This is a genomic window from Fictibacillus sp. 5RED26 (assembly GCF_015903895.1).
In the GTDB taxonomy this organism is placed as follows: Bacteria; Bacillota; Bacilli; order Bacillales; family Fictibacillaceae; genus Fictibacillus; species Fictibacillus phosphorivorans.
Map to the genome: position 1 here is coordinate 666,431 of NZ_JACZDU010000001.1, position 16,118 is coordinate 682,548.

Genomic DNA, 16,118 nt, shown 5'->3' on the forward strand with positions numbered 1-16,118 from the left:
AAAGAAGTTTCTCTTTTAAGAAAATTCCTTAATAGACGGTTTTTTGATTGAAAAATAGGGGTATACGACATTTAAGTACCCCTCTATTGATAGGAAAGTGTTGCGAATGCTGTTATAGATAAGAAGGAGTGATGAGTTTGGCTCTACATGACCATCCATATATTAGTGATGCATTTGTTATGAACAAAGCAGAAGTGATTAAAGCAGTAGAAGGATATTTATTACGCGAAGGCTATGAAACTGAAACGTGCAATGAGATTGACGGTGTAGATTTGATTGCAACAAATGAATATCATACACTTCTGATCGCAGCGGAAGGGAATATGTCTGAAATAACTGGCTATCAAAACCAGAATGAATTTTGTCTGAAATTTGTAAATCTGCTAAAAAGTCATGAAAAAAACCCTGCTAAGACATTAGTACTTGCTCATCCCGACACTCCAAGTTATCGTGAAAAAGCAAATACGATCAGACATGCATTGGATGATTTAGGAATGGTAAGATTTTGGATTAAAGAAGATGGAACGATAGAGTGGGAATAGAGTTGCTCAACAAGAAAAGCACCGGAAAAATTCCGGTGCTATTTTACTTTTTCGATTGTATCATGGCTAGCTTCGTATAATTCAGGCAAAACTTCCATCTCTTCAATTTCTCGCTTCGTTTTTTCAGTTCCTAATAAGTAGAGGTTCCTAAACAATTCGTACACAAGCTTACTGTCTTTTCCTCGATGGTATTCAGCATGTGATTCAGAAAAGTGTCTTTTCGGTGAGAAAATATCCAATCCTTCTTGTTTATTGTTAGCGTGCATTTTTGCAAACAGATGCTCTAGCTGTTGCTTTTCATCATAAGAAGCTTGAATTTCAAAATAATGCACATGATCATCAGTTGGAAGAGGCTGCATATCGCCTTTAGCTGTTACATAAAACGTTCCTTTTTGTTCCATTCTCGAATACCTCCTTTTTCCTTTTCATACCTCTAGTAAGCTATTTTGAAACCTATTACGTAGAAAAGAAAAAAAGAAGCTAAATACTCTTAGCTTCTTGTCCATATAGATCAGCGTTCTTTTTTAGTAAGGAATAAATGTACATATCATAATAATGATCTCCAACTCTTTGGTGTTCGTGAAGTAATGCTTCTTCTTGAAAACCAAGTTTCGTTACAAGTGAGCGTGAAGAATTGTTTTCCGGTCTGATCACAGCAGCAATTCTGTTAAATTCGATCCCATTGAAACCATAATGAAGAATCGCTCGTAATGCCTCGTTCATAAATCCATTATGCCAATATGCTCGATTTAGTTCATAGCCGAGTTCTGTTCTTCTGTCTGATTTGCTCCAATTATGAAATCCGCATGTTCCAATGAGTTTATCTTGTTCTTTTAGAATGATTCCCCAACGGATGGAGCTTCCTGTTGTAAATCCTTTTTCGAACGCTTGAATAAGCTCAAAAGCTTCTTCCTCTGTTTTTAAAGGTTCCATTCCATAGAATTGAAGTGCGTCACCATCAGAGAAGGTTTCGTATATTTCCTTTACATCTGATTGAATAACGGGTCTTAGTCTTAGTCTATCGGTTTCAATGACTGGAAAATGATCGTATGTATTCAATAATTACCTCCTGTATTAAGAAATAGATTTTAACGACATCTCTTCAATAAATAGTTGGGTTAAGTATGGATCCCATTGTGTACCTTTTCCATCCTCTAAGATAGCCAATGCTTTTTCATGGGTCATCCCTTTCCGGTATGGTCTATCAGATGTCATTGCATCATAAGCATCGGCTACAGCAATGATTCTTCCGAAAATAGGGATGTTTTCTCCAGCTAGCTGTTCAGGATAGCCGTTACCATCATAGCGTTCATGATGATAACGAACACCAGGAAGCAGTGGTTGCATCGCGTCATAAGGCTGAACTTGCGCTAGGATGTCAGCACCTATTACTGGATGCTTTTTTATTTGTTCAAATTCTTCTGAAGTTAATTTTGATTCTTTCAATAAGACGACATCGGGTATACCGATTTTTCCTATATCATGCAAAAGAGCTGCTTTTCGAAGTTGTACCAATTGTTGAAACGGCAGTCCTGCCATCTGACCGATCTTCATTGCATAATCGGCAACTCGTAAGCTATGCCCCGCTGTGTAAGGATCTCGTGCATCCAAAGTGGCAGCCATCGTCGCGAAAAAACTTTCGAGCAGCTGTTTGTTTTCATGTTCACGAGATTGTATAGCTTGAGCCATATGATTAAAGCCTTTTATAAGTTTAGAGAACTCATCTGAATACAGATCGTTGACTTTCGCATTAGAATTTCCGGTGCGGACCTCATGCATGCCTGTTTGAAGTTCGTTCATAGGCTGTTGAATATCTTTAAACAATAAGTATGCTCCATAGATAGCAAAAGAAATACCGATCAATAAGATGAAGAAAGCCCAACTCCAATACGATCCGTTTACAGGTGCGGATAAATGATATAAGCGTACTTGATTCGCGAGTGCGAACAACAGCAATGGAAATGTTCCAATAAATAAGGTGCTCCATTGAATTTTTCGTTGAATAGATATGTGTTTAGAGGTTGCTAAAGACAATATCTTCCCATGGTCCTTAAGCGTTCTTTCCTGAATATTTCGAAGCACAGGCTGAACCGCTTTCGTCGTCAAAAAGAATTCAATGATCGCATGCATACCTGCCACTAAGATAGCTCCGAGTGATGCGAGATACATGTAATAATAGGGTAGTGACAAATAACCTGAAGAGATCGCTATAGCTGTTAGACATAGTGCAGGTATAGATAACCCAAATAAATGTGGACCAAGAATTCGTTTAACCGTTCTAATCGGGAAATGATGCGCGTGAAAATATGCTTTTTCTGCGAGCTGTATGGCAGGTTGTTGTTTCGAGAAATAATTTTTAAAAACGGCTGTATGCATACGGAAAAAAACAAATTCAAGAGAAAACATAATCATACTAGAAATAAGGAGAATACCACACAAAACTAAAAATTCGAATGTTGATAAACGGAGTGTGGTAAAAACAAATACCCCTCCGACTCCTAATACGGCAGCGGTTGAACCAATCACGTAATTTTTTAATAAACGTTTTTCAAAATTCTCATATATCTTCATGTTCCCCCGCCTTTCTTACTATGACTTTTAAAAGATATTATTAGCATACCTTACAAAAAGTTGGAAAAAAAGCGATTTTTCAACACTTTTTAACATTTTTTGATAATAACTAGGTAATACGCTTCATTTATGAGTTGTGGGTTCAGAAGAAATGAAAATTATTGATAGTGATTGACTGGAGAACAAGAAGGTTTGGCACTAAGTATAGCATGTATGATAGTGGTGCAAAATACACAGGATGGATAATTATTAGTAATAACGGGTATGAAATGGTATACGGAAGTAGGAAGGGAGATTGAATCATGGCATTATCTACACAAGAAATGGACCATTTTAAGCAAATTTTATTATCACGAAAAGAAGAGATAAAAGGAATGAGGGAAAGGAACGAATCATTTGGTAATGATTCAGAATTTCCGAAAGAATCAACAGGTGAACTTTCAAATTATGATAATCATCCTGGTGATCTTGGCACTGAATTATTTGAAAAAGAAAAAGATATTGCGTTAAATGATCTTCATGAAAAAGAACTTGAAGATATAGATGTAGCTTTAAAAAGTATTGAGACAGGTGATTACGGAGTTTGTAAAACGTGTGGCCAAGATATTTTAAAAGAGCGGTTAGAGATCGTACCTTATACGCTTTATTGTAAAGAACATAGCCCTGCACAAAACTCATCAGATGATCGTCCGATTGAAGAAGAGGTAATTGGACCTGATTATAAAACAAGAAGCAATGACAATAAAGATGCGACGTACTTTGATGGAGAAGATGCATGGCAGTCCGTTGCTAAATATGGTACGAGTGAAACTCCTTCAGACTTTACTGATCCTGATAAAAGAGATTATAACGAGATGTATGAAGACTCTGATGATGATGACGGTTTTGTAGAAGACTATGAAAGTTTTGTTGCTACTGATATAACAGGAAAAGAAAGAAATGTTATCCATAACAGAAATCATGAGGAATATGAAGAAGAGTTGGACAGGGAAGAGGAGAAGCAGTCAGATAGAGAAAAATATGATAAGTAAAGATACAAGGCGCTGTCTATTTTAGACAGCGCCTTATGATTTATAAAAACAATTTTAATAATTTATACGTAAGGAAGCTAGAGAATGCAAGCAAACCGATTCCAGCCAATCTTGTTAGCCATCTAATTGTAAACTCATTAATCAGCGTACGAAAAAAATGAACGGTAAAGGCCACGTTAAGGTTCCATAGAATAATTCCTACTATTATACAAAAACTTAACCCCATTCTTAACAATTCACTTGTTGCAGAAGGTATGCTTTGAAGTGAACCACCATAAACACCAAACCAAAACATAAAATTATAGGGATTCATAAGAGCGATGACAAAACCTGTCAAAAAAGGTTTTTTGTCGTCTTTTGTATTTTCTTCGATTAAAAGCAAGGATGTAACGGAATTTCTAATGGTTGAAATTCCTAAGTAACTAAGCATCATAATACCGGTTATCAACATGCAGACTGTAATCCATCTCTCATGTAGGAAAGGCGAGAGTCCTAGGAAGATAAATGACATAAACAATATATCTGCACAAACAGCCCCGATTCCAACGAGCCAAGATGGCCAAAAACCACCGTATAATCCATTCTTAATCATCTCAAGTTTAACAGGGCCGATTGGAATAGCTAAACTGATACCAAGCGTAACAAAATGAATACTCAATATCATGATTTCGTTCAAAGGGTGCCCCCCTTTTTCATGTGGCTTGTCTAAGGTACTTACAAAATATGAGATTTAGATCAGAAATAGTACGGAAGGAAAAATTAAAGTCACATCGAAAATGTAATGTAATAGGAAGCACAGTCTGAATATAAGGAGATTGTAATGTGAAAAAAGAAGGTTTGCTTATTGTTGATGTTCAAAAAGGATTTGATGAAACAGATTTCTGGGGAGAACGAAATAATGCAAATGCTGAAGTGAATATGCTTATATTACTTGGTGCCTTTCGAGAGGTAGGATTGCCTGTCTTTCATGTTCAGCACCAATCAGAAAACGAACACTCTCCATTGCATCCTTCAAAATTAGGTTATCAGTTGAAAACAGGATTTGAACCTAAAGAAGATGAACTTCTTTTTATTAAGAATGTTAATAGTGCATTTATTGGTACAGAGCTTAAAGACGCATTAGATAAAGAGGGTATCGAACACATTGTGATAATAGGTTTAACAACAAACCATTGTGTATCTACAACCACAAGAATGGCAGCAAATTATGGTTTTGGAGTGTCTTTAATCCATGATGCAACTGCTGCATTTAAAATTCATTCCTATGATGGAAAAGTGTTCTCAGCTCAAGATGTCCATGAGTCTGCTCTTGCTCACCTTCACCAAGAATTTGCGGAAATAATAAGTACAGAAGAAGCTTTAACACGATGGGTGAGGACTTCTCCTTACATGCAATAACAGACATAGACAATATTCCCCAGGAAATGTCGTATACTGCTAATGGTTTATAGGATTTTATTTAGGGTAAAAATGTATATACTAAATTAATCAGAGTAATCTAGAGGTGTCTTACAGATGAATAGTGATCAAATAGAAAAATTGATGAACAATCCAGAACAAGAATTGGAGTTTTGGAGAGAAGAAGATCAGCAGCCTGAACTTGTTAGAATGCGTTATGTTCCACAAGGAGAAAGTGGTTATTTCCAAGTTACTTTCTTAGATGAGGAAGAGGGAATTATCGGTTCACAAGTGTTAGATGAAGTAGAGGATGCTTTGCGTTTTTTAGAGAAAAACAACAATATGAATAAATAGATGAAACCAGAGGGAATCGCCGAGGGAATCGCCCTCTGGTTTTTTAATACTCTCTTTGATTAAAGAAATTTTTTTGCTTGTTTCCATTCTGTAGCATGCTCAATGCATGTTTCTAGTTGTTCAAACTTGCCTTCTTTATGCATTGAAATAATCTTTTGAGCAGTTTTATGTGCAAGTTTCATTTGTTCTTCATTAATATCCCCTTTTTGAAAAGCTTTCATCAACTCATCATCATCTAAAAGAAAGAGCTCTTTGTCAGGAAGAATAACGATATCTAAATATAGGTCATCAAACCAAGGTATACCTCTATCATCAACTCCATGATCCCCACACATATCAATATAGAATTGTACAACCTCACCGTTATCGTCCAATACCGTGGTAATCGTGTAATTTTCTCCCTCAGGAAAATGTTGCATCCATGTATAGCCAGAGTCAGCAATACATATCTTATTCTCTTTATAGTTTACAACTAATGGTTCAGAAACTTGCTTCAAATGAATTGCTGTAACTTTTCCTTTAAAGCAAGAACTTTCTTTATGCGTTACTTCAAAATGTTTGTCTGTGACTCTTTTCCAATTTGGCCGATCTGCTGTTTTATGTTCCATTGTTAACCTCCATATTCTGGTAATATTATAACCTACATTTATTGATTGTAAAAAAGGTTTATGTAAAATTGTGGAGAAATATGTAGATAGAATGGTGTGAAACGGAGGGGTTGTAAATCATGAAAAGCATGCATAGAGAGTTAGAGAATTTTCAACTGCAAAAAGGATGGGAGATTAGTCAAGATGGTGCTGACAAAAGCACGGAATCCCTTTTGCTAAATCACATGCTATTAACGACAGAGATAGCGGAGATTGCTGAAGAATTAAGAAGAATGTTAAATAGAGCGTATGAGATGAAAGAAGAAGGTGTTGAAGGGGAGAAGGCTTTTCAACTCGCAAAGGAAGAAGTTGCTGAAGATATTGGGAAAGAAATTGCTGACAGTATTGCTTATCTTTGCAAGTTTGCAACGTTTTTCCAAAGAGATATCGAACAAGATATTAGAAATAAACTGAACGAAATCAATACTCGTTCAAAATCAAATTTACAGAAACGTATGAAAGAGGAGGTGAAATAGATGGATACTCCGTTTGATCAACATAAGATACAATCACATGATGGAACAATGCTTACAGGTTATGATTATGGCGGTTTGGGGAATCCGTTGATTTTAATTCACTATCTTGGTGGTACAGTGAAAGCTTGGAATCCAGTAATTCCATTCTTGAGAGATCATTATAGAATAATAAGTTACGATCTTCGTGGACATGGGAAATCTGATCAACCCGATTATGGATATTCTTTCGAGGATACCGCGAAGGATTTAGAAAGTGTAATGAATCATTTTGAGATTGAAAAAGCACATCTTGTAGGAAGCTCTTACGGGTGTATGGTAGGGTTATATTTTACAGCGATGCGTCAGGATAGAGTTCTGTCACTCGCAAACATAGACGGCGCGATCATTAACGATACAGGTGAGAATGGTCTTAATGATGAGACGTTAGAAGAGCACCTTGCTAAATTTGAAGGACAACTAGATCCGGATTACGAATCGATAGAAGAATTTCAACAGGTCTATAGAGAGCAATGGTTGCCATGGAATAAGGAACGGGCCAATTATGTAGCAGAATATGAACCACGTATGAAAGAGAACGGAAAAGTAGGTAATATTACTACAGGCCAAACGATGCAGAAGATTATATCCGAAATCTATTATATAGATTTCTTAACTTGGTATAAGAAGGTTCAATCGCCTGTTCTATTTCTACCCGCAGAAAAAGAAGGACATTTCCAACAATCATTAAAGTTCATTGGTCAGGCAAAGGTAGGATTGCCTTACAGTGAGACTGTGATTATCCCTAATTCAACACATCTAATGATGTTTGATCATGCCAAAGAACTAGCAGCGGCCATATTAAAGTTTCACTCGGAAATACCTGTTTCAGAGAGATCTTTTAGATGATTGCTAGAAGAGGGCTCCCTACAATGAGGGGAGCCCTTTTCTATTTATTAGTCTTCTTTCTGCACATGCTGATGCGAGTTTCTTCGTTTATAGAACTGTTCAAGAATCATACATGTTAGCATCCCCATGATCAGGCCGTTGCTTAATAGCGTTACGATAATATTTGGCCATTCTTTTAAAGCGGCAGCAGGAATGAAGAGACTCCCGATTCCAACCATTAGAGAAGTACTGATAATAAAGAGATTATTTTCCGACTTTAGCTCGGATCTATATTCTTTGAAAGCTAAACCAATCATACTAGAAAAAGGGAGGAATATGGTTGCATATCCTACCGGAGCAGGAATACCAGCAAAGAAAAAAGTAAGTGGCGGAAAAAAGCTAATCAAGATAATAAGTGCGTTTCCTATAATGAATGCTAGTTTGCTGAACATTTTTGTAGTTAGGATGAAGCCTGCTGAACCTGAGATAGGTACACTTGCAACTGCTGAAAATAGACCAGCTATCCACGTGTTTATACCCATCATGATTGATGATCGATTATAATTGATAGGTTCATAATCTTTTTTCTCTGTTTCATACGCTTTTTCGACGACGTTAATACTAGCTACCATGTTCGTAAGTAAGAGCATGCCTACGAATAGAGAAGTTATTATCGTTCCGGAAGATAGTTCTGGCATCCCCCAAGCTAGTAACTCTGGAAAAGCAAAAGTCGTATTGCTATGCATCGTTTCTTTTGTTAAGTTCAAGATTCTGAACAATCCCCAACCAAGTAACAAAGAGATCAAGATGGAATAACTTCTTAACCATTTCACACGAGACTTTCCTAGAACGATAGATAAAATTAAGATGAAGAGTGATGTGAGAGCCACTTTGCTATCTGCACCTTCCTGCAGATATCCAATCCCGAGCATACCTTTAATAAAAGAACCACTCAACTGTGAGACGAGAAGGATTAAGTAAGTGCCGGTAACTAAAGGAGTAAAGAGAGCTCTGACCGAACTTATGATGCGAAACATTCCAAGCAGTAGAAAAAGAACGCCGCTGATCAGCATTCCCGCTGTAAGTTGCTGCAGCCCGTCAGCAACCGTTAATGCCCCTGAAGCTACAATCCCCGCGTAAACGGTAAAAACACCCCACCATAATCCAGCAGGTCCTTCATTGATCGGAAGCTTATGTCCGAAAAGTGCTTGCAGAATCGCAGACACTCCAATAATTAAGAATGAACGTTGTAAAAGATCTGCAGTCTCTGCTTGTGTCATTCCAAATGCATCACCAATAGCGATAGGAGCTACTAAACTACCCGCAAGGATAAAAACCATCCATTGAAGAGAAGAAAACGTTAATTTCATGTAAACACCTTCTGTTATGTATTTCGTCACTATTCATTATAGACCTTTCACTTGATTCGTAGAAAGGAAAGATGTTTATAAATGTAGGTATAGCGGGTAAAACTCCATAAAGCAAGAAAGTATTGATAACGAACATTAGAAAAAATTGTGAATTATTTTATTTGTATACCCTCAAAAAAATGGTAGTGGCCGAATTATATAGATACAGGTTAAGACGACCACAAACAAAGGACGATTCTAATGATGCATAAACTTACACATGATGATGTCATTCAATTGTTAGAGAAACATCTATTAGACTTTGAACAGTTTACGCCTTACTTGTTTACTTCACAGTGGATTCATTCTTTTTGTAAGGATAAAGAAAACGGAAATGAGTTCGAAGTAAAATGGGATACATCAGGACAAGAATTGTTCTTCCGACTGTTGGACAACTTGGATTATGATGATCAATGGAAATGGCTTGGCACATTTCAATACACAGAAGAGGTGAAATCATGAGAATTGATGGACAACAACCCGTTCAGCGAAAATATGATGTGAATAAAGTGTATCAGCAGCCTTCTGTAAAGCCGCCATCATTTGCTAAAGACGAACTATACATATCTAACGAGGCAAAAGTGCTGCATGAAAATGCTCAATTAAACATAAGAGAAAAGAAATTATTAGATATTAAAAAACGCATTGATGCTGGTGAATACCAGATCGATGCGCAAGCAATCGCAAAAAAGATCTCACAATTTTATTCCAATTAAACATTACTTATTTTGATTGTCGTTTTTCTGTCTTAGCAGAGAAACGGCATTTTTTATGAACTCAGGAATCGGAACATTCATTCTTCCTGCATTCTCAATGATTGATAACAATTCATTGGATAAATAAAAAAAGATAGTAGCGGAATGAATGTAATTTCCACCTAGCAATTGGTCGAGAGAATGGGCTGCTGCGACGATCGCAAATATGATCATTTTTTTTAGTATTCCTCTAAAGCCCTCTTTGCTGTTTAATCTGCCTTCGTAGGCTGAAGCAGCCATACCAGTTAAATAGTCTAATACAATAAATACGACAAGTGTCTTAAATAACATGCTTGGTGTACCAAATAAGAAGCTGGCAACTGCTCCTAATGATACTACAGTCATGTTGTATAGCATGGACCATTTTTCCACTCGATCGTTCCCCCTTTGAACTCCAATTTGTATAGTATATGTTTGTACAATCCAATTCGATTTGGCGATTACCTACTACTCGTCCCCTAATTTTTTGAAGCTTTATTTCAAATGTGTTAAATAGTCGAAAAATTAAAAAAATATAGAGTCAGACACGCACTATATCTGTTACAATGAAACAAATCCGGAAAGGGAGGAAAGAAATGCAATGAATAAAATTACGTTAGGCTTGCCTCCACATTGCCACAAAGTAACTTGTGACGGAAGAATGATTAAGATTAAGGATCCTGGTAACAACAAATGGGCGTTTCCGCTCTCTGGTACTGAAAATGCAGTTGTTGATCAAGTGAACGATGAGACAGGATTACTTACCATTCATGGAAAGGATAAGATACTCGCGACACTTGAGATGCCGATTCGTTTTTGTGAAGTGGGCAGAGGCTGGCTCCTTGATAAACTACCTAAAAAGAAACGTGTGAAAATAAAATAAATAACCTTAAAATATCCGCACAGCAGATTCATCTTGCTGTGCGTTTTCCATGTATAAGTGCATATTCTTGTTGAAAAAGAGCTATGAAAGGAAAAGAAATAATCAGGAAAATAAAATGAAAGAAGGAAAAAAATGTTATAATGATTTTGGATACGTGTAGATGGGGTGAATGTATTGGGGAAAAAACACCTGCCTGCACACTTAAATCACATTGCTTGGAATCGAAAAATCATAAATGTATTTTGGGTTGTAATCTTTGTGTCAGTGTGTGTAGAGGTCATTAATAGTTTTTTTACATCTAGGCCATTACAAGAATTTATTGGGATGTACATTGTTCTGCCGACAGCACTTTTGATTTTTATGGTTAGTTTGGCTGAATGGAGTTTTATAAAGAAAACAAAATACATAGATTACATCATTATCTGGACAGCGAGTATGTTCTCCGCAATTTTAATCAGCGTGCACTATGAAATGTATGTCATGTATACGAGTCTGTTTTTCCCTATGCTGATATCGACCATTTATTTTAAAAAGAAGAAAGTGTGGCTGTCGTTTGCTCTTAGCTCACTTACCTATCTGCTGATCTCCAATTTCCATCCGGTCTTAAGAAATATGAATGCTGTCATGGATCAGGTCTCTATGATTTGCATTCTCTTAACATCAACAGCAATCTGTGTTGGAATTATGAGTAGAGGGTATGAGATGGCGAAAGAGCTTAACAAAGCGCAGGCAGATCATCAAGATTTAATGGTTAAGTCAACAATTATGGAGAAGCAAGTGAAAACAGATGCACTAACAGGTCTGTATAATCATATGGCGTTTTATGAATATATGGATGTGTTGTTGCTTCAAGCAGAAACGTACCATTATCCCGTCCATTTAGCGGTGATGGATATTGACAATTTTAAGAAGATCAACGATACATATGGTCACGGAATTGGAGATGTCGTCTTAAAACGAATTGCGAAAGCGATAAAAGATAATGTCACTACAGATGATTTTGTCGCACGCTACGGCGGAGAAGAATTTGTTGTTATCTTAAATGATATAAATGAGGAAGAAGCTTTTACTTTATTAGAAAAAGTACGATTGGTCATACAAAGGCTTGAACACCCTGAAGTTAAGGAAGAACATATAACAATTAGTACAGGGTTGCAAACGTACAGAAGAGGCATGCATAAACAGGCATTCTTTGAAGGTGCCGACAATAGCTTGTACGTTGCAAAGAGGCAAGGGAAGAACAGAGTCATTACTGAAGGATACAGTGAAGCTATACATATTTAATAAGTCACTTATTTGCAGCAAGAGATATCTTGCTGTTTTTTCTTTTTCTTCTAAAATCCTTGTCCATGCATATGTTTGTAAAAGATATGGCCATGGAGGTGAGGGCATGAGTAGTCGAATGAAACAAATACTGCAGATAGCCGCCACTTACATCGGCACTGTTGTCGGTGCTGGGTTTGCTACTGGAAGAGAAATCGTTGAATTTTTTACTAGATACGGCTCAGCTGGATTTGCCGGCATTCTGATCAGTGGTTTTCTTTTTATCATGATTGGTACAAAGCTAATGATCATGGCAAAGCGACTAGGTGCAACTTCTTTTGATGAGATGAATCAATACTTGTTTGGAGCGATTGCCTCAAGAATCGTCAACGTTTTAATGATGATCATGCTCTTTGGAGTCACTGGAGTCATGTTATCAGGTGCAGGGGCATTGTTTTGGGAACAACTTCATCTTCCGTTTCAATTGGGAATTGTTTTTACACTACTCGTAACCTATTTAGTTATGAAAAAAGGCATAGAGGGGATTCTTTGGACAAACTCATTGATTGTCCCCATCATGATATTCTTTTCTATCGTTTTGTCGGTATCAATGTTTGATCTATCTGAAGGTAGGCAGCTGTTTGTTGAAAGTGACTTTGTTGGAAATTGGAGATGGCTTGTAAGTTCATTTGCTTATGCAGCATTTAACTTAACCCTTGCACAAGCTGTCCTTGTTCCTTTATCACGAGAAGCTAATGATGAATCGGTTATTAAGTGGGGTGGCTTTTTAGGTGGCTTAGGATTAACTTTTATTCTATTAAATAGCCACTATGTCCTCTATTCTGTTCCGCGTGTATTGAGTTATGAGATACCAATCGCGGAAATAGTAGGAGGTCTCGGCGTAGCTGTACATTATATTTTTGTGATTGTGATCTATGGGGAGATTTTCTCAACATTAATAGGTAACATTTTCGGACTAGCAGGTGCATTGCAAAGAAATGTTAGGTTATCCAATCAAGTCATCTTAATCGCTTTGATGACAGGAAGTTACTTGTTGAGTCAAGTAGGCTATTCTGAGCTTCTTCATTATTTGTATCCAATCTTCGGTATAATCGCAATTATTTTTTTAGGTGTTGTTTCTGCTAAAAAACTAACTTGATGCATATCGTTTATATAGGATTGTTTTTTTAGATGTTGTGAAATTGTTGGAAGGGAAAAGAGCCGATGGCGTATTACAATAAATTAGTGCGAGATAAAATACCAGAACTGCTTGAACAGGCTGGCAAGAAAGGAACTTTTCGGATTCTTGGAAATCAGGAGTTCGAAACAGAACTGAAGAAAAAGCTAACAGAAGGTGTGAAAGAATATCGAGAAGCCAAAAATGAAATAGATGCTGCGGAAGAACTGGCGGAGCTGTTTGAGATCTTGATCGCATTAACGAAAGTACATGATCTTACTCTGAGAGAATTGGATGAGATCAGGCAGGAAAAGGCTCAAAAACAAGGGCGTTTTCACGAGCGTCTCTTCCTGATCAAGGTAGAAGACTAAAGGGGTCTGACCCCAGACAAATACAAATTTAAAAAATTTGTATTTGTCAGAAATACATACTTTGACTACACTGTATACTCGTAATCTATATTCCTATCAATACGGGCTAAAACAAGCTAACGCACTGCTTGTTTTAGCTCTTTTTTCTATAAATAAAGAAAAAACATGCAAAATAAGTTTGACAAACAAGCATGAAACAGCATAAGATTAGAGTACCACGTGGAAATAAGAGGTAACGGAGGAAATTATTATGTTTTCTGAGGAAAGAAGAGAAAAGATTTTAGAAGTGCTTAAGAATGAAGGTCGAGTGCTTGCAAAAGAATTATCTGATGCCCTCCAAGTTTCGATTGATTCTATTCGCCGGGACTTATCATCTCTAGAGGATAACGGGCTACTTAAACGCACACATGGTGGCGCAATTCCTGTTACAGAAGTAAAAAAAGGACCTACATCAAACGCAGTTCGTTTTGGAGAAGGATCTAAGTATGAGAGAGCAATAGCGAAGGAAGCTGTGAAGTACATCAAAGAGAACGATACTATTTTCCTAAGTGGAGGCGGAATGCACCATGAGATTGTAAAGCATCTTCCACACTACCGATTAACTGTTGTGACGAACTCTCTTGTAACAGCTGAAATACTTCGCGAAAAAGATAACATTGATCTTTATGTGGTCGGAGGAAAAGTGAAGAGATCAGGAAATATGACGGATGCACTAGTAACAAATCTGATCGGTCAGTATTCGTTTGATGTTTCATTCGCAACAGGTGGAGGGATCTCTGAAAGAGGTATCAGTACGGCGACGCCTGAAGTAGCTGCTTTTATGAATGCAGTTGGAATGGTCTCCCGTAAAAGTATCGGTGTATTTCCACATTACAAAATAGGGGTTAACGCGTTTGCGAAAGTTGGGCCAGTTTCCAATTTAGACGTTGTAATCACAGATGATGATGCGCAAAGAGACCATCTGTCAGCCATTGAACAGCAAGGAGTTAGTGTAGTAATTGCTCAATCAGAATTAAGCCAGCAGCACTCAGCTTCAGAAACAGAATAATTTTCTTTTTTATAAAAGACCCCCAAATGTGGAGGTCTTTTTATTATTCGTTACTCATCATTAAAGCGAGGTCTCCTACTTCTGACGAAAGGAATACAAGTGGTCCACCTGTTCCTATTGATCCATTTTTTGAAGAAGGTAACGTTATCCTTTCGTCACCTATCGTATTTCGAAGATCCGTTCGTAAATGATCGGGTTCATTTTTTGTTTTAATCGTAATATCACCAAGATTGGATTTAGCGATAATATCTTTCTTTATATGAAGAAGGTGTATGTCGATATCACCAACGTCTGACTTTGCTGACACAACACCAGTTACATCTTCAAGAAGGATATCTCCTAGATTTGTTTGAAGATCGATGTTATTAGCTTTAATAGCGTGCATCTTGATGTCTGATGTATCTGAGTTTACTTGAAGTCTTTTATACTCAGCTTTGGGAAGTTTAATGAGTAATTCGTAATCACCAGAGAATAGCGAGAACAATTTTGTATTCTTTTTTTGTATAGCTTGAATCGTTAACTTGTTTTTATTATTTTTTACAGAGAGTGAAAAGTCATCGGAGAATTTCTTTTCCGTCTTTCCTTTCATCGATATACTTATTTGATCACCATTATGAGGCAGAACAAATACATCTCCTACACTGCTTTCAATCTTAATTTCGTTAATGGAGGAGGCAACAATCGATTTTTGCTCATTTATTTTTGCAAGATTAAATGGAGATTCACCCATCATAAATAGAACGGCATTGCCTATTATTGAAATACCGATTAAGAAGTAAGCTGTTCGTAGTATCTTTTGAATCATGAGTATCTCCTCCTAATGATTCTCAGGTTGTAGGTAAGGTATCTTAAGATTAATTTGTAAACAATTCTTGATGATTTGATCGAACCTACTAGCAATAAGAGTCCTAGACCTACTAAACCGAAAATAAGAAAAATATCCTTTAAGAAGTTGATCGTTAATCCGTCTTGAATGAGCAAAAGAATTGGTGATATGAGGAATGCACCTGATATCACGATCATCACGAACGGCCACAATAATAGTACGATAAACGGTGCTAAGACAAAAATAAGGTTAAATAAGCCTAATCCCAATGTTGCAGCTACTGCACGAAATACATTCGTTAAAGAAGGATCTTCTTCTGCTTTTGTAATTTCTGTTTGTGCGAGGATTTCCTTGGCGATCTTGGCAGGACTTCCTAGACCTTTAATGATATCTTCGTCTGTTCTTCCACTCTCATAACCCATCTCAAAATATTCTTCGTAATCATCTAAAACTTCTCTTTGTTCACTAGCTCCAAGTGGTTTTATGTTTTTTGCTATTTGCTGTAAAAACTGATTTTTGTCCAC

General features: G+C 36.9%; 22 protein-coding genes. 13 read left to right on the forward strand and 9 right to left on the reverse strand.

Going from position 1 to position 16,118, the window contains the following annotated elements; genetic code table 11:
* The first annotated feature begins 137 nt into the window (after positions 1-137).
* Entirely contained in the window at positions 138-542 is a 405-nt protein-coding gene (locus IHV10_RS03535) for a hypothetical protein (protein ID WP_197127347.1), read from the forward strand.
* 38 nt (positions 543-580) lie between these two features.
* Here IHV10_RS03535 and IHV10_RS03540 read toward each other — a convergent pair whose 3' ends face one another.
* From IHV10_RS03540 to IHV10_RS03550, 3 genes are all read right to left on the reverse strand, one after another.
* Positions 581-943, reverse strand: coding sequence for a hypothetical protein (locus tag IHV10_RS03540; protein ID WP_197127348.1), 363 nt, complete (start codon positions 941-943; stop codon positions 581-583).
* 79 nt (positions 944-1,022) lie between these two features.
* On the reverse strand, positions 1,023-1,601 hold the full coding sequence (locus IHV10_RS03545; protein ID WP_197127349.1) for a GNAT family N-acetyltransferase: 579 nt from the start codon (positions 1,599-1,601) through the stop codon (positions 1,023-1,025).
* A 15-nt stretch (positions 1,602-1,616) separates the two neighbouring features.
* The gene (locus tag IHV10_RS03550) at positions 1,617-3,113 is read right to left on the reverse strand and encodes an HD domain-containing phosphohydrolase (protein WP_197127350.1); all 1,497 of its coding nucleotides are present in this window, start codon (positions 3,111-3,113) and stop codon (positions 1,617-1,619) included.
* Positions 3,114-3,415: 302 nt separating this feature from the next.
* Here IHV10_RS03550 and IHV10_RS03555 point away from each other — a divergent pair, with 302 nt between their 5' ends.
* Positions 3,416-4,144 (forward strand): TraR/DksA C4-type zinc finger protein, encoded by a 729-nt coding sequence (locus IHV10_RS03555; RefSeq protein ID WP_197127351.1) that lies wholly within the window; start codon positions 3,416-3,418, stop codon positions 4,142-4,144.
* A 40-nt stretch (positions 4,145-4,184) separates the two neighbouring features.
* On the opposite strand, the gene IHV10_RS03560 is transcribed toward IHV10_RS03555, so the two are convergent.
* On the reverse strand, positions 4,185-4,820 hold the full coding sequence (locus tag IHV10_RS03560; RefSeq protein ID WP_197127352.1) for a LysE family transporter: 636 nt from the start codon (positions 4,818-4,820) through the stop codon (positions 4,185-4,187).
* Positions 4,821-4,966: 146 nt separating this feature from the next.
* On the opposite strand from IHV10_RS03560, the gene IHV10_RS03565 reads away from it, so the two are divergent.
* Both IHV10_RS03565 and IHV10_RS03570 read left to right on the forward strand, forming a co-directional pair.
* Positions 4,967-5,542 carry a cysteine hydrolase family protein gene (locus IHV10_RS03565; RefSeq protein ID WP_197127353.1) on the forward strand — a complete coding sequence of 192 codons (576 nt, stop codon included), beginning with the start codon at positions 4,967-4,969 and terminating at the stop codon, positions 5,540-5,542.
* Positions 5,543-5,659: 117 nt separating this feature from the next.
* Entirely contained in the window at positions 5,660-5,896 is a 237-nt protein-coding gene (locus IHV10_RS03570; RefSeq protein ID WP_197127354.1) for a hypothetical protein, read from the forward strand.
* Between the two features lie 59 nt (positions 5,897-5,955).
* Here the strand turns inward: IHV10_RS03570 and IHV10_RS03575 are convergent, their stop codons facing one another.
* Positions 5,956-6,504 carry a DUF402 domain-containing protein gene (locus IHV10_RS03575; RefSeq protein WP_197127355.1) on the reverse strand — a complete coding sequence of 183 codons (549 nt, stop codon included), beginning with the start codon at positions 6,502-6,504 and terminating at the stop codon, positions 5,956-5,958.
* Positions 6,505-6,623: 119 nt separating this feature from the next.
* Between IHV10_RS03575 and IHV10_RS03580 the strand changes: the two genes are divergently transcribed.
* Positions 6,624-7,019: a hypothetical protein gene (locus IHV10_RS03580; RefSeq protein ID WP_197127356.1), complete on the forward strand. Its 396-nt coding sequence runs from the start codon at positions 6,624-6,626 to the stop codon at positions 7,017-7,019.
* Positions 7,020-7,904 (forward strand): alpha/beta fold hydrolase, encoded by an 885-nt coding sequence (locus IHV10_RS03585; protein WP_197127357.1) that lies wholly within the window; start codon positions 7,020-7,022, stop codon positions 7,902-7,904. It abuts the gene before it with no gap.
* 47 nt (positions 7,905-7,951) lie between these two features.
* Here IHV10_RS03585 and IHV10_RS03590 read toward each other — a convergent pair whose 3' ends face one another.
* Positions 7,952-9,253, reverse strand: a complete 1,302-nt coding sequence (locus IHV10_RS03590; protein WP_197127358.1) for a purine/pyrimidine permease — start codon at positions 9,251-9,253, stop codon at positions 7,952-7,954.
* Between the two features lie 240 nt (positions 9,254-9,493).
* On the opposite strand from IHV10_RS03590, the gene IHV10_RS03595 reads away from it, so the two are divergent.
* Both IHV10_RS03595 and IHV10_RS03600 read left to right on the forward strand, forming a co-directional pair.
* Complete coding sequence (locus IHV10_RS03595) at positions 9,494-9,754, forward strand: hypothetical protein (protein WP_197127359.1); 261 nt, start codon at positions 9,494-9,496, stop codon at positions 9,752-9,754.
* Complete coding sequence (locus IHV10_RS03600; RefSeq protein ID WP_171005494.1) at positions 9,751-10,008, forward strand: flagellar biosynthesis anti-sigma factor FlgM; 258 nt, start codon at positions 9,751-9,753, stop codon at positions 10,006-10,008. Before IHV10_RS03595 ends, IHV10_RS03600 begins: the two co-directional genes overlap by 4 nt.
* A 3-nt stretch (positions 10,009-10,011) precedes the next feature.
* Here the strand turns inward: IHV10_RS03600 and IHV10_RS03605 are convergent, their stop codons facing one another.
* Positions 10,012-10,419: a phage holin family protein gene (locus IHV10_RS03605; protein WP_370568777.1), complete on the reverse strand. Its 408-nt coding sequence runs from the start codon at positions 10,417-10,419 to the stop codon at positions 10,012-10,014.
* A gap of 208 nt (positions 10,420-10,627) precedes the next feature.
* Here IHV10_RS03605 and IHV10_RS03610 point away from each other — a divergent pair, with 208 nt between their 5' ends.
* The 5 genes from IHV10_RS03610 to IHV10_RS03630 all read left to right on the forward strand — a co-directional run bounded on the left by IHV10_RS03610 (position 10,628) and on the right by IHV10_RS03630 (position 14,768).
* On the forward strand, positions 10,628-10,909 hold the full coding sequence (locus IHV10_RS03610) for a hypothetical protein (protein WP_191752768.1): 282 nt from the start codon (positions 10,628-10,630) through the stop codon (positions 10,907-10,909).
* Between the two features lie 174 nt (positions 10,910-11,083).
* Positions 11,084-12,193 (forward strand): GGDEF domain-containing protein, encoded by a 1,110-nt coding sequence (locus IHV10_RS03615; RefSeq protein WP_197127360.1) that lies wholly within the window; start codon positions 11,084-11,086, stop codon positions 12,191-12,193.
* A gap of 106 nt (positions 12,194-12,299) precedes the next feature.
* Positions 12,300-13,331 carry a YkvI family membrane protein gene (locus tag IHV10_RS03620; RefSeq protein WP_197127361.1) on the forward strand — a complete coding sequence of 344 codons (1,032 nt, stop codon included), beginning with the start codon at positions 12,300-12,302 and terminating at the stop codon, positions 13,329-13,331.
* Between the two features lie 65 nt (positions 13,332-13,396).
* Positions 13,397-13,720, forward strand: coding sequence for a nucleoside triphosphate pyrophosphohydrolase (locus IHV10_RS03625; RefSeq protein WP_197127362.1), 324 nt, complete (start codon positions 13,397-13,399; stop codon positions 13,718-13,720).
* 250 nt (positions 13,721-13,970) lie between these two features.
* The gene (locus IHV10_RS03630) at positions 13,971-14,768 is read left to right on the forward strand and encodes a DeoR/GlpR family DNA-binding transcription regulator (RefSeq protein ID WP_197127363.1); all 798 of its coding nucleotides are present in this window, start codon (positions 13,971-13,973) and stop codon (positions 14,766-14,768) included.
* Between the two features lie 43 nt (positions 14,769-14,811).
* Here the strand turns inward: IHV10_RS03630 and IHV10_RS03635 are convergent, their stop codons facing one another.
* Both IHV10_RS03635 and IHV10_RS03640 read right to left on the reverse strand, forming a co-directional pair.
* The gene (locus IHV10_RS03635) at positions 14,812-15,573 is read right to left on the reverse strand and encodes a DUF4097 family beta strand repeat-containing protein (RefSeq protein WP_197127364.1); all 762 of its coding nucleotides are present in this window, start codon (positions 15,571-15,573) and stop codon (positions 14,812-14,814) included.
* Positions 15,570-16,118 (reverse strand): HAAS signaling domain-containing protein, encoded by a 549-nt coding sequence (locus IHV10_RS03640; RefSeq protein WP_197127365.1) that lies wholly within the window; start codon positions 16,116-16,118, stop codon positions 15,570-15,572. Before IHV10_RS03640 ends, IHV10_RS03635 begins: the two co-directional genes overlap by 4 nt.